This is a genomic window from Shewanella sp. SR43-8 (assembly GCF_014163775.1).
GTDB classification, from domain to species: Bacteria; Pseudomonadota; Gammaproteobacteria; order Enterobacterales; family Shewanellaceae; genus Shewanella; species Shewanella vesiculosa.
In genome coordinates this window covers 74,636-97,843 of record NZ_JACJDX010000005.1, presented here as the reverse complement: position 1 = coordinate 97,843, position 23,208 = coordinate 74,636, and the positions used below count along the sequence as shown (strand labels likewise).

Annotated in this window: 20 protein-coding genes; 8 read left to right on the top strand and 12 right to left on the bottom strand. The window is 42.0% G+C overall.

All coding sequences use genetic code 11. The features are described from left to right. Positions 1–137: 137 nt before the first annotated feature. From H5114_RS07845 to mdh, 4 genes are all read right to left on the bottom strand, one after another. A complete protein-coding gene (locus H5114_RS07845) occupies positions 138–809 on the bottom strand; it encodes a response regulator transcription factor (protein ID WP_182697574.1) in 672 nt (223 codons plus the stop codon). Positions 810–943: 134 nt separating this feature from the next. Continuing rightward, on the bottom strand, positions 944–3,223 hold the full coding sequence (locus tag H5114_RS07840; RefSeq protein WP_182722624.1) for a TonB-dependent receptor: 2,280 nt from the start codon (positions 3,221–3,223) through the stop codon (positions 944–946). Between the two features lie 198 nt (positions 3,224–3,421). After that, positions 3,422–4,384 carry a PHB depolymerase family esterase gene (locus tag H5114_RS07835; protein ID WP_124015449.1) on the bottom strand — a complete coding sequence of 321 codons (963 nt, stop codon included), beginning with the start codon at positions 4,382–4,384 and terminating at the stop codon, positions 3,422–3,424. A gap of 253 nt (positions 4,385–4,637) precedes the next feature. Beyond that, positions 4,638–5,573 (bottom strand): malate dehydrogenase, encoded by a 936-nt coding sequence (mdh, locus tag H5114_RS07830; RefSeq protein ID WP_011638612.1) that lies wholly within the window; start codon positions 5,571–5,573, stop codon positions 4,638–4,640. A 532-nt stretch (positions 5,574–6,105) separates the two neighbouring features. Here mdh and H5114_RS07825 point away from each other — a divergent pair. Continuing rightward, positions 6,106–6,555, top strand: coding sequence for a GNAT family N-acetyltransferase (locus tag H5114_RS07825; RefSeq protein ID WP_182697576.1), 450 nt, complete (start codon positions 6,106–6,108; stop codon positions 6,553–6,555). Positions 6,556–6,674: 119 nt separating this feature from the next. On the opposite strand, the gene H5114_RS07820 is transcribed toward H5114_RS07825, so the two are convergent. Then, positions 6,675–7,463, bottom strand: a complete 789-nt coding sequence (locus H5114_RS07820) for a ribonuclease H family protein (protein WP_124015446.1) — start codon at positions 7,461–7,463, stop codon at positions 6,675–6,677. 173 nt (positions 7,464–7,636) lie between these two features. Next, on the bottom strand, positions 7,637–8,446 hold the full coding sequence (locus H5114_RS07815; protein WP_182697578.1) for a hypothetical protein: 810 nt from the start codon (positions 8,444–8,446) through the stop codon (positions 7,637–7,639). Positions 8,447–8,718: 272 nt separating this feature from the next. Here H5114_RS07815 and yjjX point away from each other — a divergent pair, with 272 nt between their 5' ends. From yjjX to H5114_RS07785, 6 genes are all read left to right on the top strand, one after another. After that, entirely contained in the window at positions 8,719–9,291 is a 573-nt protein-coding gene (yjjX, locus tag H5114_RS07810) for an inosine/xanthosine triphosphatase (RefSeq protein WP_124015444.1), read from the top strand. After that, positions 9,284–9,805: a GNAT family N-acetyltransferase gene (locus H5114_RS07805; RefSeq protein WP_182722623.1), complete on the top strand. Its 522-nt coding sequence runs from the start codon at positions 9,284–9,286 to the stop codon at positions 9,803–9,805. The genes yjjX and H5114_RS07805 overlap by 8 nt, the downstream gene beginning before the upstream one ends. A 122-nt stretch (positions 9,806–9,927) precedes the next feature. Beyond that, on the top strand, positions 9,928–10,968 hold the full coding sequence (locus tag H5114_RS07800; protein WP_182722622.1) for an NADP(H)-dependent aldo-keto reductase: 1,041 nt from the start codon (positions 9,928–9,930) through the stop codon (positions 10,966–10,968). Between the two features lie 116 nt (positions 10,969–11,084). Next, positions 11,085–12,323 (top strand): aminotransferase class V-fold PLP-dependent enzyme, encoded by a 1,239-nt coding sequence (locus H5114_RS07795; protein ID WP_182722621.1) that lies wholly within the window; start codon positions 11,085–11,087, stop codon positions 12,321–12,323. A gap of 65 nt (positions 12,324–12,388) precedes the next feature. Further along, positions 12,389–12,844: a SufE family protein gene (locus H5114_RS07790; protein WP_182697582.1), complete on the top strand. Its 456-nt coding sequence runs from the start codon at positions 12,389–12,391 to the stop codon at positions 12,842–12,844. A gap of 27 nt (positions 12,845–12,871) precedes the next feature. Then, entirely contained in the window at positions 12,872–14,038 is a 1,167-nt protein-coding gene (locus tag H5114_RS07785; RefSeq protein ID WP_182722620.1) for a membrane dipeptidase, read from the top strand. Positions 14,039–14,162: 124 nt separating this feature from the next. Here the strand turns inward: H5114_RS07785 and cysC are convergent, their stop codons facing one another. The 5 genes from cysC to cobA are packed head-to-tail and all read right to left on the bottom strand — an operon-like array spanning position 14,163 to position 19,844. Beyond that, positions 14,163–14,786 carry an adenylyl-sulfate kinase gene (gene cysC / locus H5114_RS07780; protein WP_124015435.1) on the bottom strand — a complete coding sequence of 208 codons (624 nt, stop codon included), beginning with the start codon at positions 14,784–14,786 and terminating at the stop codon, positions 14,163–14,165. A gap of 43 nt (positions 14,787–14,829) precedes the next feature. Next, the gene (locus H5114_RS07775) at positions 14,830–16,554 is read right to left on the bottom strand and encodes an SLC13 family permease (RefSeq protein WP_182697584.1); all 1,725 of its coding nucleotides are present in this window, start codon (positions 16,552–16,554) and stop codon (positions 14,830–14,832) included. A gap of 3 nt (positions 16,555–16,557) precedes the next feature. Beyond that, the gene (cysN, locus tag H5114_RS07770) at positions 16,558–18,000 is read right to left on the bottom strand and encodes a sulfate adenylyltransferase subunit CysN (protein WP_182697585.1); all 1,443 of its coding nucleotides are present in this window, start codon (positions 17,998–18,000) and stop codon (positions 16,558–16,560) included. Positions 18,001–18,060: 60 nt separating this feature from the next. Then, a complete protein-coding gene (cysD, locus tag H5114_RS07765; protein ID WP_124015432.1) occupies positions 18,061–18,969 on the bottom strand; it encodes a sulfate adenylyltransferase subunit CysD in 909 nt (302 codons plus the stop codon). A gap of 56 nt (positions 18,970–19,025) precedes the next feature. Beyond that, positions 19,026–19,844, bottom strand: coding sequence for a uroporphyrinogen-III C-methyltransferase (gene cobA / locus H5114_RS07760; protein ID WP_124015431.1), 819 nt, complete (start codon positions 19,842–19,844; stop codon positions 19,026–19,028). 282 nt (positions 19,845–20,126) lie between these two features. On the opposite strand from cobA, the gene H5114_RS07755 reads away from it, so the two are divergent. Beyond that, entirely contained in the window at positions 20,127–21,017 is an 891-nt protein-coding gene (locus tag H5114_RS07755) for a phospholipase A (protein WP_235781606.1), read from the top strand. Positions 21,018–21,095: 78 nt separating this feature from the next. On the opposite strand, the gene H5114_RS07750 is transcribed toward H5114_RS07755, so the two are convergent. After that, positions 21,096–22,820, bottom strand: coding sequence for a hypothetical protein (locus tag H5114_RS07750; protein WP_182722619.1), 1,725 nt, complete (start codon positions 22,818–22,820; stop codon positions 21,096–21,098). Positions 22,821–23,208: the final 388 nt, after the last annotated feature.

Below are 23,208 nucleotides of genomic sequence, written 5' to 3'. Positions count from 1 at the left end.
TTGTATCGACAGCATAATGCTAACGACATGTTTAGGGTCGGTTGATTAGACCCTGTCATTGTAGATGCCGCTTAGCTAAAAAACGCCTCAAATTGAGGCGTTTTTTTATGTTGGTATTTGACAATATCAGCATGATATTAAGCATTTAGCTGCTGGTTTTCGCTGGACGTTATCATGAGTTGTTGGAACACCAGTCCTGCTTGAGTGCGGTTGTACACCTCAAGCTTTAGCAAAATAGCCGAGACATGCTTTTTAACCGTGGTTTCTTTAATGTTTAAGTCATAGGCTATTTGCTTGTTTAAGCGACCATTAGCAATATTAGCAAGTACAGTGTATTGCTGAGGAGTTAACTGGGCGAGTTGTTTCGCTAAGCGTTGATGCTCAGCAGCTGTATGCTGATCGGCAGTGATATTAGTGTGTTCAGGTAACCAAATATCTCCTTCAAGCACTGTGGCTATGGCGGTCGAGATTTGGGTTAAATTAGCAGACTTGGGAATAAAAGCACTGGCGCCAAAATTGATGGCTTTGCGAATGATTTCTGGTTGATCGTCAGACGACACCATAATAACGACAATATCGGGAAAATGATTTTGTAATAAGGTTAATCCTGTAAATCCATCGTTTCCAGGCATGTGCAAATCGATAAAGATAATTTCGATGTCGGAATGCTGTTCCACTATGCTGATTAGCTCTTGGAAGTTTTCCGCCTCTAACACTTCAGCATCATTGAAATTTTTAAGCACCGCTTGTGTTAAGGCGGCACGAAATAGCGGGTGATCATCTGCAATTGCCACTTTTATTTGAGACATACTCGGCTCCTAAAAAATTGCGCGGGTTTTGTTTATTATTTTTTAAATCGCGCAAACTTCATTCTCTATAAAAAAGAATAACCGGTTCTATAGGGAGCCGGCTATCCTTTAATCGACAATTGATTCATTAATGCTTAGAACTGGTAGCCAACCGTTAACGAAATCGTTTCTGGATCGCCATAATAGCCAATTAAAGTATTATCCCCACCAAGCCCTGGAGTAAAATCTCCGTTGCCTGTCGGCGTCACAAAAGCGTAGTTACCGACTAAATACTCCTCGTCAGTGACGTTTTTCCAATGCAATCCAGCATTCCAATGGCCGTCATTACTATACCAATTGACACCAAAGTTGAGTAACCCGTATCCATCTTGACTCAGTAAGTTATCCACTACCGCTAAGTCATAATCACCACGGTAATAGTAATTACCATTAATGATAAAGCTGCCAATATCAGCTTCAATATTATAGCTGAAACCAAGGTTTGCAGTGGTATCTGGCGTATTAGTAATAGTGTAAGTGTCACTGATATCAATTTTGTTGCCAAGTTCATCATAAGAAATTACTTCATCGAACGTAGCATCTATTAAGCCCAGATTGGCGAACAAGTTAAGTGAATCTGTTGCAGCATATTCAACTTCAAGCTCCAGTCCGCTGGCGGTAGACTTACCTATGTTACCTAAACGCTGATTTAGGTCTGAACTATCTTCACCAGGTAACACGGAGACGAATTGTCGGTCTTTGTGGTTGAGATAAAATAGCGTTGCATTGACGCGAAGATTATCATTCCACTCACTCTTGATACCCACTTCATATGAGTCGACGGTTTCAGGTTCAACAGCAGGTTCAGCGCCGGTCGCCCTAGGATTGAATGTGCCCGATTTGAATCCCTGTGAATAACTGGTAAAGAGCATCATGTCGTCGTTAACTTGATATTCTAACCCCACACGAGGATTGAATTTAGACCATGTTTCTTCATCATCAAGCACTTTAGGGACTTGCGCTTCAATTAACGCTTCATCACGCACAAACCCAGGATACCAACCGGTTTCAGGATAAATACTGTCAAATATAACGCCGTTATAAACTGTAGCGTCTTTCGTTTCTCGAGTATAACGACCGCCTAATGTCATCGATAATTTTTCAGTAAAGTCATAAGAACCTTGCACGTAAGCGGCATAACTTTCGCTATTATTACACCCACTAATCTCACGAGTAAGGCCGCCGAATGCTTTAAAGGCTTCTTCTAAAATAGCATCGAAAAGCCCACAGGAATCACCTTTAAAATAGTAAAGGCCAGAGACTAACGTAAGATTGTCACCAACATAGTTTGCTTGAAACTCTTGGCTAAATTGTTCATCTTCATAAATGGCGGGCACGTCAAAAATACGTAAACTGGTGTTATCAAAGTCGATGTTTGTTGGTGAGTAACCTTCACGTTTAGCTGTGACAGACTTTACACTCCAATTTTCATTGAGGTTATACTCAATTGTTGCTCCCCACCCTTCTGTTTCGACCTTATTCCAAGTAGGCATACTGGTATAAGAATCATATTTACTGTCTGGCACTGGGGCGTCGGTTAATAAACTAGGCAGTAGGCGGTAGCCCCCCTTTGAATTTGATTCATCTTGAGTTTTGTCATAAGTAAAACGCATAAACAGGTCATCGGTAGGCGTATATTCAATGCTTAAGCGACCGGCCATAACATCCTTATTATAGTTTTCAGTGTCTTGGCCATCTAATGCAGAAGTTTTAAATTCACCAAAACCATCGCGATTTAAGCTAGCAAAGGCAAAACCAACATAGAGTTTGTCATCGATAAGCGGTAATTGTCCTGCAACTTTAACATCCTTTTGACCATAGGTGCCGACAGTACCTTTAAGGCTCAACTCTCCGTCACCAGTCATTTTCTTCGTAACGTATTTAATCGCTCCACCGATAGTATTTTTGCCGTATAAGGTACCTTGTGGCCCGCGCAGCACTTCAATGCGTTGCACATCAAGAATGTCTAATACCGCGCCTTGTGGGCGTGCAATGTAGACATCATCTATGTATATCCCCACACCTGGCTCATAGCCCCATAGCGGATCTTCTTGACCCACGCCGCGAATAAACGCGGTTAGCGTAGAGTTAGTGCCTCGGCTAGATTGTAATGTCGTGTTGGGAGAGAATTGTTGCACTTCAGTCATCACACTGATGCCGTTTTCTGACAGCTCTTTTTCACTAACAGACGTCACTGCAACAGGCACATTTTGTAAACTTTCAACTGTTTTACGTGCGGTCACTTCAATGCGTTCTAAAACTGCGGGCTTATCAGCGCTGCTATTTTCTGCATCTGCGGCATTGGCAAACGAAGCGGTTAACGCAGACGAAATTGCTAGGGCAATACAACTCATTTTAATAGTATTCTGTTTCATACAGATCCCCGTTGTAATATTTATTATTAATGGTTTTTACTGCTTATTTTGGTTTACAACAAACTGTTCACATATTGACTTTATAGTATTTTCAAGTGCATTGAATCGGTACTATAGTAGTATGTGCTTTGGTCTATAGGTGTTGAAAATAAACCTGGTATTACATATTAAAAACAAAAAGTTATGTGAAGACCTTGATTAAAGCCCCCAAAGCTTAATTATCTCAGTGACACTACTTATTGGTGCTTTGAGTAGAAAGTCACTTTCTACTCCGCCATTTTTAATATCTGGATTAACGGCAATTCCATGGCCGAAATTTTTAAGAGTGACTAGCTCTATTACTGTGTTATTTTGAGGGTCTTTCCAGCGCGAAATACTGTAGCCAGACTGAGTGTTGACTTCTGGTTTGGCGCCAGATTGAGTCAATATTTGCCATTGAGAAGCAAGCATCTGCGCATTATTCGCGTCGACGACAGTGTCACTGTCACCGGTCCAAATGGACAGTGAAGGCCAACTTTTTTGCTGTGGGTGTACGGCTTGAGCAAATTGAGCTAACTCTTCGGCAGACTGAGCTGGGCCACGCTTCATGCACGATATCGCTTTAATTAAATTATCAGCACATGGATATGGCAACCCAGCAATGACAGCACCGCGTTGAAATAGATCAGGGTAATTGACCAAGGCTGCACTGGCCATAGCCCCACCCGCGGATAACCCAATCACGTAGACATGCTTTATCCCAAGCTTTGCTTGAGTGGCTAAGATCATGTTTTTTATTGACAGTATTTCACCGCTATCGAGTTGTGTATCTTGACTAGCAAACCAGTTAAAACACCGTTTTACGTTATTGTCATAACTTTGTTGTGGCACTAATACCGCAAAATGATGCTCTAACGCTAAAGCGGTTAATCCACTCTTGTTAGCCAGTTCGACGCCATCTTGAATACAACCATGAAGTAACACAATTAACGACGAATTAGCGCTATCAGAGGTATCTAGGTCTTCCGTTAGCGGAAGATAAAAGCTGGTTAACGCACCAGGATTATCACCAAAATCGGTTAGTGGAAGATAAGGTGTTTCATTAGCTTGAATAGGTTGGATTAAAAAAATCCACCACAGTAAAAACACAGATTTAATTAAGCTGTATGGTTTATTGCTCATTTCAGCGGTTTCCAAATTTAACATAACCATAACTTGCTCAATTTTACTGCAAACAGCAATGGCACTTTAGATCCACATAGGGCATTTGGGGCGAATATGTCGTCATGGATTGGGATGATAGCGCGGGAAACTCACATAGGTTGACACGGCGGGATGCTGGAAATAAAGGCGGTATTGATTGCGGTACTAGTCATGTTAAATAAAAAAAACGCGAAGCCTTAGCTTCGCGTTTTTAGATCATTGATAGTGTTAATTACTTAACAAATTCAACGCCTAATTTGATATCACCTTTAAGGGTATCTAACATTGCATCACGAGCGTTAGCTTCAAATGCACTGATTTCACCGTAAGGTAATACTTTTTCTACGCCATTTTTGCCAAGTAAAATTGGCTGGGCGAAGAATGTCGCGTGCTCACTGCCGCCGTCAACATAGGCACATTCAACAACGTTAGCTTCACCTTGAAGACCACGTACCAATGATAAACCAAAGCGACATGCCGCTTGGCCCATTGATAATGTTGCGCTACCGCCACCGGCTTTAGCTTCAACAACTTCAGTACCTGCGTTTTGAATGCGAGTCGTCATTGCTGCCACTTCTTCGTCAGTGAAAGTCACGCCTTCAACTTGAGAAAGTAATGGAAGAATGGTCACACCGCTGTGTCCGCCAATAACGTTAACTTTAACGTCAGCAACATTTAAGCCTTTAAGCTCAGCAATGAAGGTTTCGCTACGGATAACGTCAAGTGTTGTGATACCGAATAAACGGTTTTTATCATAAACACCGGCATTCTTTAATACTTCAGCAGCAATCGCAACGGTAGTGTTAACTGGGTTAGTAATAATACCCACTAATGCTTTAGGACAAGTTACTGCCACTTTTTCCATTAGGTTACGTACAATACCTGCGTTGATATTGAATAGATCAGAACGATCCATGCCTGGTTTACGCGCAACACCAGCAGACATTAATACGACATCAGCACCAACCAATGCATCTGTTGGGTCTTGACCAGCAAAACCTTTTACTTCTACGTCTGTTGGGATGTGACTTAAGTCTACCGCAACACCAGGAGTAACAGGTGCGATGTCATACAGAGACAACTTTGAGCCCGCAGGCAGTTGAGTTTTTAACAGTAAAGCTAGCGCCTGGCCGATACCACCAGCAGCACCTAATACAGCAACTTTCATAATTATCTCCATCAATTTATGCAGTTTGTGACATTCATCTAAATTGTCGTGGCGTCACATTACTGCATCGTCACAATAATTTCAATTATACGTTAGTGGACAATCTTAAATAAATCAGCCCTAATCCATGCATAGACTGGCGTGTCGCCGTACATTATGAGTATTAACACACGTAAAAATGGTCCCATGAACAGCTTAAGTGGATTATTTTTCAACATGCCAATGTCGCTATCTTTTTATATTATGGACAATCTCATGTTGCACAAAATTAATTCAGCTGTTTTATTACCGGCCTGTAAACATGCTATCAAGCGGATTGAACAATAGTTGAATGTTTATATTAAGGGTTGAAACCTAGAGCTAATGCAGAGAGAGCTCGACGAGACCACACTCAAGCATTGACGCTGTAAACATGCGCTAGATATTATGTCACCCGTTATTGGCGTACACATTTACTGACGCAACAGGCCAATACATTTATTAAGTGGAAAGGTATGATATCCACAGAACATCCTATAAAAACGAGAAATTCATGACAATAAGAATAGGCCAACATGCCGACCTACAAGCTCTAGTTCAGTTTAATCAAGCTATGGCAATGGAAACCGAAAACCTTTCATTAGACACTGAGCAATTAACCCGCGGGGTTGAAGGCTTGCTGAACCATCCAGAGCGCGGAGTATATTTAGTCGCTGAAGTTGATGGTGAAATAACTGGTTCTTTGATGGTCACTTACGAGTGGAGCGACTGGCGCGCAAGTAATTATTATTGGATCCAAAGCGTCTATATACGCCCGCAAAATCGTCGTCAGGGTATTTACGCCAAACTGTATCAAGCAGTAAAAGACTTAGCGGCAGAAAATGGCGGCACTGCGAGCTTCCGCCTATATGTTGAACATGACAATGAGATTGCTCAAAAAACCTATGAGTCACTGGGTATGCAGCAAAGCCATTACTTAATGTACGAAGAAAATACTAAGTAACGCTGAGAAATCATAAGATAAATGCAAAAAGCCGGAATTATCCGGCTTTTTTGTTTTTTGTTTTGTTTTTTTTGGGGGGTCAATAAACCGCTGTTATTGAGAAATTATCGCGACAATCGCTAACCAGTGCGTAACCCTAGAATCTTGCTGATATCCATTGGCGCAGGATATTGGCTAAAGCTTTTATGTTGTTGATCGATAGCATGGATCGACATTCTGTCTGCCAACTCATTCCCTTCAATGCCAATATGGGCTGCAACATGCTGTAATACCAAATCCGCTTTCATTGCATCATATAGCTCATGTGCTTGCTTGATAATTTCAAGGTTCGCTATTTCGCCGGTTTTTCGCGTCCAGTTTTTAGCTTTCCAACCATATGCCCACTCACAAACACATTTAATTGAATACTGTGAGTCACTCATAATTTGCACAGTTTCACCCGCAGCTATGACCTTTTTAGCGACAATTAATGCTTGGTGTAACGCATTCAGTTCAGCGGTATTATTGGTACCATTTGGATTATATAAACCAAACCATAATTCGGCTAACTCGCCTTTGCGATATATCGCCATTCCCGACCCGGCTTTACCTGGGTTAGGTTCACAACCGCCGTCGGTATAAATGACCACATCAAATTGGCTTAACACTGCTTGATTGGCACCTTGAGTTTTGGTTGATACAGATCCAGCAGATGTCACTGTTGCTGAGCCTGCCGCTTTTTTAGCGGGTGCACTTTTACCAATACTGTTTGCCGGTGATTGAGCAAACGCAGTTTTGGCTTCCGCTTCGGTGGCAAAGGATTTGTATTTGGCTTGTGGATATTTATCCACTGCACGCTTAGTGACATCCCAGCTGGTAAAAATGCCCGTTTCTCGGCCGGCCCATACTACATAAAACTTCTTTGCCATGATGAACTCTTACTTATCTAATGCTAATTGACTCATATCGGAGAGACATGATGCCATGATTAAACTTGGCGTTAAAACAAAAATGCACCTGAGCCGGTTTGATTAGCGTTAATGTGAATATCTTGAGCTAAAAACCTTATCTACGCTCATCTCAATTAAATATTAAGGGCGAATTAGTCGAGTATCAATGGGCCATCGATGTCATGATAATTAACACTGCCAGAACCGGCATTATGTATGGTTAAGCCTTTAGTGTTAGCAACATTAATGCTACCGGAACCATCTTCAATTTCAACCTGTCCCAATACTTGATTAACCTTGATTGAACCAGAGCCATCATTGATAGCAACATCGCCAACAACATCACTAATACGAATAGATCCCGAGCCATCTTGCAACCTAATAGCGCCTTTAGCATCGGTAATATCAATCGACCCAGAGCCATCAACTAATACCAATTTACCAATACGGTTGATGACAATACTCCCAGAACCATCGGTTAAATCAATATCGGCACTGATATCATCTATTTGAATGGCACCTGAGCCATCATTTATTTTAAGGGCTAGTGTGGGTGGCACTTTAACTAATAAATCGATAAAAGGTGATTCACCTATAACATGATCACTGTGGATTTCTGATAGTAAATAGGCTTGGTTACCTTTGCGGGTCAAACTGAGTTTAATTTCAACATCATCTTGATCTAATGACGGACTATAAATATCGGCATGCACCACGACTTCGTTTAAACCTTTTACGCCAACAACCGTTAACTTACCCGCTCCCGTGTTGGCTACTAGCTCAGTTAACGACCCAGCATCAAGATTCAATTGTTGCTGTACCAAATTAAGATCCGTATGAGTGACTAGCGACGGTTTTAATGATGAAAATACAGACTCAGCTTCACTTTGCGACGCACCAAAGATTGTTGCCCCTAAAATAAGTCCGGCCGTGACACTAATGGTTGCGATACGTATAGACATATGACTAATTCCTTTTATAAGAATAAAAATAAGCTTGGCCGCTACACAAATGTGATTAACAGAGTTAACTGTTACAGGCATGACTAGCAGCAATTAATCATTAATTAGCAGGTTTCATACCAACTAGACAAAGCCATTATTTACAATGACTTACAGTTATCAGCAATAAAATTCACTCATACATCAAACCAAAAAGCACGAAAATCCAATACAATGTGGTTAATTTCACTAGCGTGAACATCACGATTAACTCAAAAAAAAGAACTCACCCTATGCCGATATCACTTGCAGTACCGCAAACGTTAGAGATTATTGTTGGTTCAACCAACCCAGTTAAAATCAGTGCAGCACAACAGGCGATTAAATTATATTTTCCTGATGCTCAAATCCGTTGTCATGGCATGCATGCCCCATCATTAGTAGCAGAACAGCCCATGACCGAAGCAGAAACTAAATTGGGGGCGATTAATCGAGCTAAGTTTTGCCAAGACAACGCCCATATCACCAATCAAAATGCGGACTTTTATGTGGCGATGGAAGGTGGGGTTGATCAGTTTGATCACGGCCCCGCCACTTTTGCGTATATGGCCATTATTCATAACGATAAATTATCTGTCGGTCGCAGCGCCAACTTACCGCTACCACAGAATATTTTTAACGCTTTACAAGCGGGTGAAGAACTGGGCAAAGTAATGGACCGAGTATTTAATACCCATAATATTAAGCAAAAAGGTGGCGCGATTGGCTTGTTAACTCGAGGTTTAGCCACCCGAGAAAGCATTTATACCCAAGCTTTAGTGCTGGCAATGGCTCCTTTTATCAATGCGGAATTATTTAATGACTAACAATGACCCAACAAATGCAATCAGTGCCGACGCGCAGCCTCCCATAATTCGCGCGCTACACGCTGACGACAATGCTGCCCTAGCCGCAGTGATCCGTGAAGTATCAGCAGAATATGGTTTAACACCTGATAAAGGCTTTAGCGTAGCAGACAAAACCCTCGACTGTTTAAGCGAGGTTTATGACGCACAAGGCTCACAATACTGGGTGATTGAGTACCAAGGCAAAGTGGTCGGCGGCGCTGGTGTAGCCCCGTTACCTGGCAATGATGGGGTATGTGAATTACAGAAAATGTATTTTGCCCGCACTATTCGCGGCCAAGGTATAGCGAAGGCAATAACAGGCCAATGTATTGAATTTGCTAAACAGCAAGGCTATCAATCAATGTATTTGGAAACCACGGCGGTATTAGTTGAAGCATTGGCCCTGTATGAAAAGCTTGGCTTTAGTCATTGTCAGCATTTAGGCGAAACTGGCCACGATGCCTGTGAAATCGCTATGATAAAACCAATTTAGTGATTTAAAACACTCATATTGCACATTTTTTACTCACTCTTTCTCTCTGCTAAATGATAGCGCTTTGCAAGGACACAAAAGCTTGTTAGCCTCAGATTAAGCACATTCCATAGGAGGATGAAATGGAATATCAACGTATCGCACATTCTAGCCTTGAGGTCAGTAAGATCTGTCTCGGCACCATGACTTGGGGTGAACAAAATACTCAAGCAGAAGCTTTTGCTCAACTCGATTATGCTATTGGTCAAGGCATTAACTTTATTGATACCGCAGAAATGTACCCTGTACCGCCTAAAGCTGAAACTCAGGGCGACACTGAACGAATTTTAGGTAACTACCTCCAAGCCCAGGGCAACCGTGATAATTTGGTGATTGCGACTAAAATAGCCGCACCAGGTGGTAAAAGTGATTATATCCGCAGTGATATGGCACTCGATTGGCGCAATATTCATCAAGCTGTTGATGATTCATTATCACGCTTGCAAATCGACACTATCGATTTATATCAACTACATTGGCCGGATAGAAACACTAATTTTTTCGGCGAAATGATGTATGAGCATGACAAAGAAGAACATTACACTCCTATTTTAAACACCCTTGAAGCCTTAGCTGAAATAATTAAGCAAGGTAAAGTGCGTTATATCGGTATTTCAAATGAAACCCCTTGGGGATTTATGAAATACCTAAAATTAGCCGAAAAGCATGATTTACCCCGTATTATCAGCGTGCAAAACCCTTATAACTTGCTTAATCGTAGTTACGAAATCGCGATGTCTGAAATTAGTCATCGTGAAGATGTGCCGTTATTAGCCTATTCACCTTTAGCCTTTGGCGCATTAACCGGTAAATATGAAAATAATCAGTGGCCAGAAGGTGCACGCCTGACTTTATTTAAACGTTTTGCCCGCTATAACAGTACCCCTATGGCGCTAGAAGCCACACAGGCTTATATCGATTTAGCTCGTGAGTTTGGGTTAACACCTACCGAGATGGCCTTGGCATTTGTGAATACCCGCAAATTTGTCGCCTCTAATATTATTGGCGCCACTGATTTACATCAGCTAAAGCAAAATATCGACAGCCACAAGGTGAGCTTATCGGCAGAGTTGATGGGCAGAATTAATGAACTATCGGCTTTATATCGCTTCCCTTGCCCTTAAGTTTATTAGCCTACGCGCAAATGCGATATTGAGCTTATTGCCACAAAACCTTGCATTAGGCATCAAGATCACTGAAGATCTTGATGCCTTTTATTTTCAACATAGAACCCCTATTTATGAAGCTTGCATCGTCTGTTGTTTTATTTGATCATCAAGCGTTACGCGATCAATTCCCAGCGCTAAAACAGACCATTGGCGATCATCCTTTGTGCTACTTAGACACAGCGGCAACCAGTCAAAAACCCCAAGTGGTGATTGACGCGATGAACGAGTATTACCAATTCAATAATGCCAATGTGCACCGCGCGGCTCATCAATTGTCGACAAGAGCGACTCAGCAATATGAAGCCGTACGTTTGCAAGTAACCGACTTCATTAATGCATCGCAATCTCAAGAAGTTATTTTCACCCACGGCACCACTGAATCGATCAATATGGTGGCCTTTGGGCTGACGTCACAGATAAAAGCGAATGATGTCATTTTAATTGATACTGCAGCTCACCATGCCAATATCGTGCCTTGGCAAGAACTGGCAAAGCGCACTGGTGCAGTAATTAAACCGATACCACTCACCGCAGATGCCCAACTTGATATGACAGCATTTGAGCAACTATTGCTACTTAAGCCTAAAGTCGTCGCCATCAGCCATGTATCAAATGCACTAGGCACAGTAAACCCGATCAATGAGCTCGTCGCCAAAGCCAAAGCTGTTGGTGCCTTAACCTTAGTGGATGGTGCTCAGGCAGTTGCCCATTTATCGGTGGATGTACAACAAATTGATTGTGACTTTTATGTGTTTTCTGGCCATAAAATGTATGGTCCAACTGGTGTGGGGATTTTATATGGTCGCTATAAACAACTCGATCAACTAACTCCAATGCTCACTGGTGGCGAAATGATCAAAACAGTGAGCTTTAATCGTACTGTATTTGGTGCACTACCTAATCGCCTTGAAGCTGGCACTCCAGCCATTGCTGAAGTGATAGGTCTCGGGGCCGCCATCAGCTTTTTGCTCCAATTGCCGCGCGAACAACTGCTCGCACATGAACAACAATTGATGCAATACTTACAGCAACAATTACAAAAGCTGGGCGATATTGAATTGTATGGTATTGCCCCTATCAATGTGGGTGCTGTGGCCTTTAATTTACAAGGTGAACACCATCAAGATGTAGGGATTTTACTCGATCAACAAGCTGTTGCGGTTCGCTGTGGTCATCATTGTGCCATGCCGCTAATGGCTAGCCTTAATTTAAATGGATGTTGCCGAGCATCGATTGGCATCTATACTAATAAGCAGGATGTTGATCAATTTATTCATGCACTTAATGCTGTAAAAGAGTTATTGTTATAGTCATAAGGCACAACAGGCTGATCCTAACGCATCTTTTATCTACAGCCGAGGTTAATTGAATTACCATGTTAAACCCAAGCACCACACCTTCAGCGCAATTATTTTTACCATTATCAGATGAATTAGTTGATGCTGTTAACCTCATTGAGCAAGCGAATAACTGGCAAGATAAATATCGCCAAATTATGTTACTCGGTAAATTAATACCGCCATTAGCGGCAGAATTTAAGCACCAAGACGCACAAGTAAAAGGCTGTGAAAGCCAAGCCTGGTTGTACCATTACAGGTTAAACGAGCAGCATTTTTATATCGCCGATAGCGATGCTCGTATCGTAAAAGGCTTAATGGGATTATTACTGGTTGCTTGCCAAGGTAAAACCGCAGAGCAAATACAACAATTTGATGTAAACCAGTATTTTGCCCACCTTGGACTCAGTGGCCAATTAAGTCCATCTCGCACTAATGGTTTAACTGCATTAGCGCAGGCCATCGTTGCCTATACACACGATGTTGGCACCTGAAACACTCGCCAGCACTAAGGAATAATAATGCCTCAAAAAGTCTGTAACCAAGCTCGCCGTCATATCTTAAAAGGCCTTGGAGCAGCCACATTATTAAGCCCTTTAAGCTCCTTTCCAGCATGGGCAGCTAAACCACATCGTATATACGTAGATGGGTTATCTTTTTTACCTACCGACATCAATGATGTAAAGGCCTCAAAACTCGATGCCTTTATTGCCGATATTTCAGCAGTAGAAACCATTGAACAAGCCGATGGCACTAAAAACTATAAACGCACTTATCAAGCCTGCATCAACAGCATTAAACAAGCGGCTGACTCAGTCATAGCGAATCCCGATGTGTATCTGCAAGGACTTACAGGGACAGATATAAGTAAAGCCAGAACGCAACAAAAAACAGCGGTGTTTTTTCAAATTCAAGGGGCTGATTGTGTTGAAGATGATGGTTTAAGCAATGAATGGCGGCAATTAGACAATTTACATCAACAGGGTTTACGGGTACTGCAACTGACACACCATTATGGTAATCGTTATGCTGGTGGTGCCTTAGATAATAACGGCTTAAATAGTTTAAATATGCCATTAACATCTGCAGGCAAAGAGCTGATAACAGAGCTGAATCGTAAAAATATTCTTATCGATGTCAGTCACTCTAGTGCTCAAACAGCCCTTGATACTGTTAAAGCCAGTCAATCTCCTATTATCCAAAGCCATGGTGCTGCGCGCGCGATTGTAAACAATGCCCGCTGCTCACCTGATGAAGTGATCCGCGCTATTGGCGATAGCGGTGGTGTTTTTGGGGTGTTTATGATGAGCTTTTGGCTGACGAACAAACCTGTACCAACGATTGAAGACTATATCAATCAACTGGCTTATATTGCTAAAGTTGGCGGATTCGATAGTGTCGCCATTGCCAATGATTTTCCACTTCGCGGCCAAGAAAATTTATTAGCGTTAGACAACGATAACAGCGAAGGAATAAAAGAATACTTAGAATGGTGGCACAGCCTAGAAGACAAAAATGTATTAGGGTTTGATGTTGAGCCAAAGCATGTGGTTATCCCCGAGCTCAATAATATTGACCGTATGAGCCGTATCGACGACGCCTTGAAAAAAGCCCGTTTTAAAGCCACTGATCGCGATCGTTTTATGGGTGGAAACTGGCAAAGAGTATTAAAGCAAGTACTGGTTTAGAGCGGCAAAGCTTAAGGCGTGACTATTGAGTTGCAGTTAATCTCAATAGTAAAAAGGGCTGAATAATCAGCCCTTTTTTTGTCGATTGATTAGGTTATCAATTTAATTGTCGATTTAGTGCAGTTTAAATGCCAGCACCCGCAATTTGTCTTGCTGGGTTGAGCACTTCAATGGCTTTTAAATAAGCCAACAAACCATTCACTTGTGTGCTTAAATCGCCTTTACTGGTATCTATGGTTAGCTCCGCAGATACTGGTACTTCGTAAGGTGATGAAATACCAGTAAAGTTACTAATTTCCCCCTTACGAGCTTTAGCATATAACCCTTTAGGATCTCGTGACTCACACACGCTCAATGGAGTAGATACATGCACTTCAACAAATTGGCCTTGGGGAAATAACGCCCGGACACGATCACGCTCTTCACGGGTAGGCGAGATAAATGCCGATAGCACTACTAGGCCTGAATCCACCATCAATTTAGCGACTTCGCCGACACGACGTAAATTCTCATCGCGATCATCAAGGCTAAAACCTAAGTCTTTACACAGACCATGACGAACATTATCACCATCGAGCAAATAGGTATGAAAACCGTGTTCAAATAACGCTCGCTCTAATGCGCCTGCAAGGGTTGATTTTCCTGAGCCAGATAATCCAGTAAACCATAATAGCACTGGATTTTGGCCCTTTTGGGCTCCACGGGCAGCTTGGTCAATGGCATGTTGATGCCAAACAATATTGCTCATCACTACTCCTATCGAGTGGTTGTGACACCACACTAAATACTTTTTAAAACGGAAAGAAATATGGGATCGAAAAGATAACCACTAGGGAATATACAATTGATAACGGTAAACCTAAGCGAACAAAATCACTGAATTTATAATTACCAGCATTAAATACCATAAGATTGGTTTGATAACCGTAAGGCGAAATAAAGCTCGCGCTGGCGCCAAATACTACTGCCATAATAAACGGTCGGGTATCGACACCAAAACTGGTTGCAACAGCAAAGGCAACCGGGAACACGAGTGCTGCGGCGGCATTATTGGTAATTAACTCTGTAACAATTAAGGTGATCAGATAAATGCCCACAAAAGCGGCAAACACACCATAACCATTAAACACACTTAACATCGCTTGCGCCATGACATCTGCTAAGCCTGTGGTAATCATCAAGTTAGCTAAGCCCAAGGCACTGCCTACAATCACCACGAGTTCTAATGGAAAGCGACGTTTAAGCTCAGTTAAGGTTATTGCGCCAATCGCCACATAGCTAAGTAACAATAAGACTAAACCTTTGGCTAAGGGCAATACTTCTAAAATACTCGCCGTAATGGTGAGTGCAAACCCGATCAAGACCCAATTACCGCGTTTACTATCTAAACGGACACTTAACTCTAAGCCACTGATAGCAGCAAAGTCGGTGGTCAAATTAGGACATTTAGAAAAACGGTCACCAGGGGTTAAGAGTAATACATCACCCGGTTGTAACACTATGTCGCCAAGCCCACCTTTTAACGGTAAATGTCCACGACGAATGGCCATTACGGCTGCATCAAACACTTCACGAAAACGCGAATCTTTTAAGGTTGTGCCAACTAGGCTCGATGATGGCGCTAATACGGCTTCAACCAGGTTTTGACCTTTTGCATGCTGCTTACCGAACCATTCTAAACCATCAAACTGATGCAATAACTCAACCGACTCAACCGCACCACTAAAACGTAAAACGTCATCAGCTTGCAGCACCATTTGTGGCGGCACAGGGCAAATACGTATACCGCTACGTTCTAATTCAACTAAGTAGAGCTTTTTCAGCGCCCGCAGACGATTTTCGAGTACGCTCTTACCCACTAAACTCGACGTTTTAGCCACATGCGCTTCCAACAGATAAGGCAGAGACTCATCTTCGTTTTCTTCACGTCTGTCAGGTAAAAAGTTGGCCATAATGGTCAGCACTATTAAGCCGCTAATGACCACTAATGAGCCGACTTGTGAAAACTCAAAAAAACCTAGAGGCTCAAGACCGGCATTTTCAACAAAGGAGTTAACGATCAAATTGGTGGAAGTACCAATGAGCGTAAGTGTACCGCCCAAAATGGCTGCGTAGTTTAACGGCAGTAACAACTTAGATGGCGCATGCGCTTGATTACGGCGCACTACACCAATTAACGAGGCGACTACTGCAGTATTGTTAGTAAACGATGACAACAAGGCTGTCGATACACCTAACTTGGCTAGAGTAGAAAATAACGAACCTTTACCTATCACATGGCTTAATTTGCCTAATAATGAGGTTTTTTCCAGTGCTGTAGCGGCAAGCACCAACAGCACTAAAGTGATCAGTCCGTTATTGGTAAAGCTACCCAATGCGACCGTTAAATCAACAAGCCCGAGCAGATAACAAAGTAATGAAGCGAAGAAAAACATGGCAGCCGGTTTTGCAAGCCCAGCAAGAAGCCCACCGACCAGTGCTAACAAGATAATCGCTAACAACCACATTTCGCTCATTATTTATTTTCCAAGTACGCTAATATCGCGCGCGTTCCAATGTGGATAATGCTTACGTACTAACGCATTAAATTCGACTTCAAATGCACTAAACTCAGTATGACTTTGCTTGTCACCTTGATGACCACTCACAACCATAGCGGCGGCTACAGTGGCATTAGATAGGCGATCAATTAAAATCATGCCACCTGTATCACGCACTAGGCTATACGCATCTAACACTATTGATTCAGTTAGATCTAACTTAACTCGTGCAATGGTGTTTAAGCTTAATGTCGATGCTGCACTACGTTCAAGGGTATTCACATCGGTGATGTATTCAATCTCACTCACCACGGCTTGAGTTTTCTTACCCGCGACTTTCACATCATATAACTGACCGATTTGTAATGGTTTTTCATCCATCCAGACTAAGTCTGCCACAATATGGTTAGCAATGTCTGGCGCAGTTGCTGGATGAGCCAGTAAATCACCACGAGAGATATCAATCTCATCTTCAAGGGTAATGGTAATGGCTTGGCCTGCTACCGCTTCTGGTAAATCACCGTCAAACGTCACAATACGGGCAATTTTACTGCGCTTGCCCGATGGCAGAGCGACCAGCTCGTCACCCACTTTAATAATGCCTGACGCTAAGGTGCCCGAGAAACCACGAAAATCGAGATTAGGACGCAGCACGTATTGTACTGGGAAACGAACCGGTAATTCGCTCAGTTCACGCTGGGTATCGATAGTTTCAAGTAACTCAAGTAATGTGCCACCTTGATACCAATCACACTGAGTGCTGCGATTAACCACGTTGTCACCATTCAAGGCTGATAACGGCACGTAGTGAATATCTAAATCACCAAAATCTTTTACAAAGTCAGTAAAGTCAGCTTGAATTTTTTCAAACACAGTTTGATCAAAGCCAACCAGGTCCATTTTATTTACCGCAACGACAAAGTGACGTAATCCTAATAAAGAGGCAATAAAGGCATGGCGTTTAGTTTGGGTTTGTACCCCATAACGTGCATCAACCAAAATAACCGCTAGGTCACAGGTAGATGCACCCGTTGCCATGTTACGCGTGTACTGTTCATGACCTGGAGTATCAGCAATAATGAACTTACGTTTTTCACTGGAAAAATAGCGATAAGCGACGTCGATAGTAATGCCTTGCTCACGCTCAGCCTGTAATCCGTCTACCAATAACGCGAGATCAATAGCTTCACCAGTAGTGCCCATTTTAGCGCTATCACTTTTCAGGCTTGCAAGTTGATCTTCATAAATCTGGGCGCTGTCATGCAGTAAACGGCCAATTAAGGTACTTTTACCGTCATCGACACTGCCACAAGTTAAAAAACGCAGTAAACCTTTATTCTGCTGTAATGCTAAATATTCTTTTACACCGTGTAGTTGGATCTCTGCCGCCATGCGGTCAGTATTAGTTTTTGCTTGGTCCATAATCTTTCTCACTCAAATTCGTTCGCATGCTGGATAGGTAAAATAACCCTGTTCAATGACTTAGAAATAGCCTTGACGCTTTTTCTGCTCCATTGATGCACTTTGGTCTGAATCAATTAAGCGCCCTTGACGTTCACTTGAGCGAGTTAACAGCATTTCTTCAATAATTTTCTCTAAGGTATCAGCTTCTGATGGCATCGCCGCGGTTAACGGATAACAACCTAAGGTTCTAAAACGAACCCGTTCAACCGATTCAACATCACCCTCTTCAATAGGCATACGATCGTCATCTTTATAAATGAGCTGACCGCCTTTGTTCACTACGGTACGAGGCGCAGCAAAATATAACGGCACAATTTCGATGTTCTCTTGATAGATGTATTGCCAAATATCCAGCTCGGTCCAGTTTGATAATGGGAACACACGAATACTTTCGCCCTTATTTACCGCGCCGTTATAAGTGCGCCATAACTCTGGACGTTGGTTTTTCGGATCCCAGCGGTGGTGTTTGTCACGGAACGAATACACCCGCTCTTTCGCGCGAGACTTTTCTTCATCACGACGAGCACCGCCAAAAGCAGCATCAAATCCATACTGATTTAACGCTTGCTTTAAACTTTGAGTTTTCATGATATCTGTATGTTTAGCACTGCCATGGGTAAATGGGCCCACGCCTTGTTCAACGCCTTCTTGATTGGTGTGAGTCAACAACTCAAAACCAAATGCTTTAGCTTGCGCGTCACGAAACGCGATCATCTCTTTAAATTTCCAACCGGTATCAACATGCAGTAATGGAAATGGAATTTTACCTGGGTAAAATGCCTTACGCGCAAGATGCAACATAACCGATGAATCTTTACCAATAGAATAAAGCATCACAGGGTTACCAAACTCAGCTGCAACTTCACGAATAATCTGGATGCTTTCAGCTTCCAGTTGTTGTAAATGGCTTAACGAACGGCCTGCCATGATGATTCTCCATTACCTAAATATGCTGCAAAAAAGCAGCGGGTTAAATTATTTGACTACAGCGCCTTGGCGACTGAGTCTAAATCTGTTTTTTGTTGCGCTGTAAGTGGGTCAAACCAATTCAAGCTGTCAGCTAATTCAACGACTTCACCGATAATCATCAGCGCAGGCATCTGCAAGGCAGGATCGGCGGCTAATCGTGCCAGCTCACCTAATTTACCAATAAACCGCTGTTGTGATGAGGTGGTGGCGTTAGACACTATCGCTACTGGCGTATCAGCACTGCGGCCAGCATTAATCAAACCATCACTGATAATATTAGCGTTTAATATACCCATATATACCACTAAGGTGTTGTTAGAGTTAGCATAACCTTGCCAATCCATCGGGCGGCTCGCTAACTGGCAGTGACCCGTAATAAAGGTAACGCCTTGAGCATAGTCACGATGTGTTAGGGGAATACCGGCGTAAGCTGCTGTGCCGCTGGCCGCAGTAATGCCAGGAACCACCTCAAAAGCAATACCCGCTGCCACTAAAGTTTGTAACTCTTCGCCACCGCGGCCAAAAATAAACGGATCGCCGCCTTTCAAGCGCACAACATTTTTACGGGTAAACGCTTTCGTCACTAATAGCTGATTAATGTCTCCTTGAGCAGCACTGTGTTTACCTGCGCGCTTACCCACAGCGATTTTTTCAGCATCACCAGGGATTAAATCTAAAATATCTTGGCTCACTAATGCGTCATACAGCACAGCATCAGCATTCTTTAGGATGCGATAGGCTTTTAGCGTTAGCAGTTCAACGTCACCAGGACCTGCACCAACTAACCACACTTTGCCTTTGGCTTTTTGCCCTAGCATAGATACTAATTCCATCACATTTACCTCAAGATATTTGACCATGATCGAATATAGCGTTTTCTATATTCCATATACAATAGTTAATAGTTAGTTTTTATAACTAAATAGAATATGAGATTGTTTGTTTGCTGTTTAATCGATGTCATATGCAAAAATGTATAAAATGATCCACGAGAATCAAAACAATTGTTAACTTAATTCGACAAATCTCTGGCAATTGATGACAATGAACTTCGAAAGATACTCATACTAAGAATCACATTAAAATTACTATTAATTATGCTTATGGATGATGCAATGATAAAAAGCACACAATATCTTGGACTCTCGTTGTTGTTATGGGGTTATAGCTCGATAGCCCTTGCAGAAGATTCTTTAGTCGACGAACGTGTAAAAGGAGAGCTGGCAACATCTGAAAAGCCATTTGTGATCACTCCGCACAAAGCTAATTATCTACTTCCTGTTACCTACCAAACCAGAACCAACTCATTGCCATTTGAAATTAAATACCCAGATGAAGATTTCAGCATTGATAACTTAGAAGCAAAGTTCCAAATCAGTTTTAAGTTTCCGATTATGTATAACGTTTTTGGTGATAATGGCCATTTGTTCTTTGCTTACACCAATCAATCATATTGGCAAGTTTACAATGAAGAAGCTTCATCGCCATTTCGTGAAACCAATCATGAACCTGAAGTATTTATGTTATTTAATAATGATTGGAAAATTGCAGGCTTTACCAACTCATTTTTAGGTGTGGGTGCTGTGCATCAGTCTAATGGTCAAACCAATCAATTATCGCGCAGCTGGAACCGAATATACGGCAGCGCAATATTCGACCGTGGTCCTTTCGCTCTCGGACTTAGAGTGTGGTGGCGTATCCCTGAAGATGCAAAAGAAGACATTAATTCAGCTAAAGGCGATGACAATCCAGACATCGGCAGTTACATGGGTAACTTCGAACTGACGGGAGTATACGGCTTAGATGAGCACCGCTTTACTATGCTACTGCGTAACAACTTACGCGATAATAATCGCGGTGCAGTTGAATTGACCTGGAGCTACCCGATTATTGGTACTTTGCGTGTTTATACTCAATATTTTAATGGTTACGGTGAAAGCTTAATTGATTATAACCATCATAATCAACGAATTGGTATCGGTATTGCGTTAAACGATTTGTTGTAACACAGCCACTCAATATCAAAAAGGTGACCACATGGGTCACCTTTTTTATTACCAATTTGTTGAAATCACCAAGTGACCTTATTTTGTATTGGCTTTACTGTTGACCTTAGAACCAATGACTAAGCCTTTATCAGTAAAGTCTACCGACATCTGTAAACGCATGTTGTAGTCTTTTAACATAAGCATTTCTTCTGGCATTGGTTCGCCACTCATTTCGACCATATCAACTAACGGGGCAAACATTTTCTGATAATCAACCGCCATGTTAAAGAATCCGTTAGACTCAAGCGATTGCTTATACATTAAATCAGCAAGTTCTGTGCCTCTGTCGCCAGTATAAGCCACTAAATGATTGCCCTTGATGGCTAATTTAGCGCTCACACCAAGTTCAGGAGGTAACATCAGCATTGGGGTAATATCAACCGGATCGCCGTTATCTTTTAAGTCGATATTCGCAAGAGGCGGATAAAATGGCTTAAGCATGTCGACTAACATCATCGGTTTTTCAGCCGAGACACTGATTAATGCATCTAACGTTTCAAAGCTAGGTTGGCCATTATTGTCAGCTAACTTGTAATCGGCAAGTGTTACACTAATGCCTTTAACGCCATTAGCCATACCTGTCATCATTCCCAACATAGCAGGATTTAACTCACTCAACTGTAATTGCATTTGAGCCAACGCAGCACACTGATATTGCGGAGTTTGTAAATCGGTCCACACCTCATTCAATGCTGGTGCCAGTTGATTAACATCAACCCCCAGCGCAACCGATAAGATGTTGTCATGACCTTTAGTGGTAAATGATGGCACAAAGCCACGCATTTTATTTAATGCCGACAGGATGACTTGGTTGTTACTCTCAAACACCATAGAGGCGTCAATGTTGCTTTCTTCACGACTAATCGAATATGAGTTTAATCCCATAACACTGCGCGGCCAGTTAGCTGCTATGCCAGTTAACTCAGTTTGACACACAGGTGTTTTCAGTTCAGCAAATGGATCTTCGCCCTCAATTTCAATCATTTTGGTCATTTGCTTGGCTAGCATGTTACCGTCTGTTGACGTCAGACCTTTAACCAGTTCAACATGGTTAATAAAGCTTATGCTGTCTTGCATAAAACCATGTGCATTCGCGATGTCTTGCAATATGGTCGTTGCACTAATTGGATGTTCAACTTTCTTTTCACCCAATGCAGTTTCAAGTAATTCCGCTTGGTTAAATGACGTATTCAATGTCACGGTTAACCAGTTATCTTTAACAGCAAAGACGATATCTATGTGTTCTTCATCATCTGCATTGGTTAATGCATACCCACGATACTCAACAGAACCAGACTGACCTATAGTGTGAGTTAAGCCACTTTCCTGCTCGGCGCGATCAAGTTCCGCCCAAAATGCTGCAGGATTACTCAACTCAATTTTCATTACCGGCAATGCGCCTAAGGTATAAAAATAACTCTGAATGGTATCGGGTAAACCGTAAGTCGATAGCAAGGTTTCTGGTTCAGACAATACGCTCATGTATTGCTTGTATAAACTGACAAAAAAGCGCTCTTTTGCTGATGAATTCTCATCTAACGGCAGCATTTTATCAACGTCATATGCTTGATAATTACCTGCAATGCTATACAAATAATTTTTTAACGGAAATGGAACCAGCTGCCCAGAAAACGCTAATGTATCAGCAGGGATATAGTCCAACATGGGGTCGCTTTTAACCACTGACGTCCCTTGTTGTGACAAAAGATATCCACCAGCACCAACAGCCAATACCACAGCAGCAATTGCCATTTTATTCATTTATAAACTCCAATTTATATTATTGTTAACTCTTCCTTGAAATGAGTTAGCATTTGAAAATTTGTTATCTTTTGAGATAAGTATTATCGATTCCACCGATAAACTGCGGAATAATTTAGCACTAAATGTTAACAAACGCATTAAACCTTACCTTATTGCATACGACTTATGCAGCAAAAACGAATATCGCACTATCAAAGCACGACATTATGCTGCCAAGTTTAGCAGTCAATAGCACAAGTTTAGTCATGACGAGGGGGGCATAAAAAACAGTAAGCAGATGATAAATTAAAAGTCGGTTTTCCCGATAACTCTTCAATAGAGAGTTATCGGGAACAACCTAATCGATTGCTTATACGCTAACAAGTCAATCAATGTGCTCGAGGAT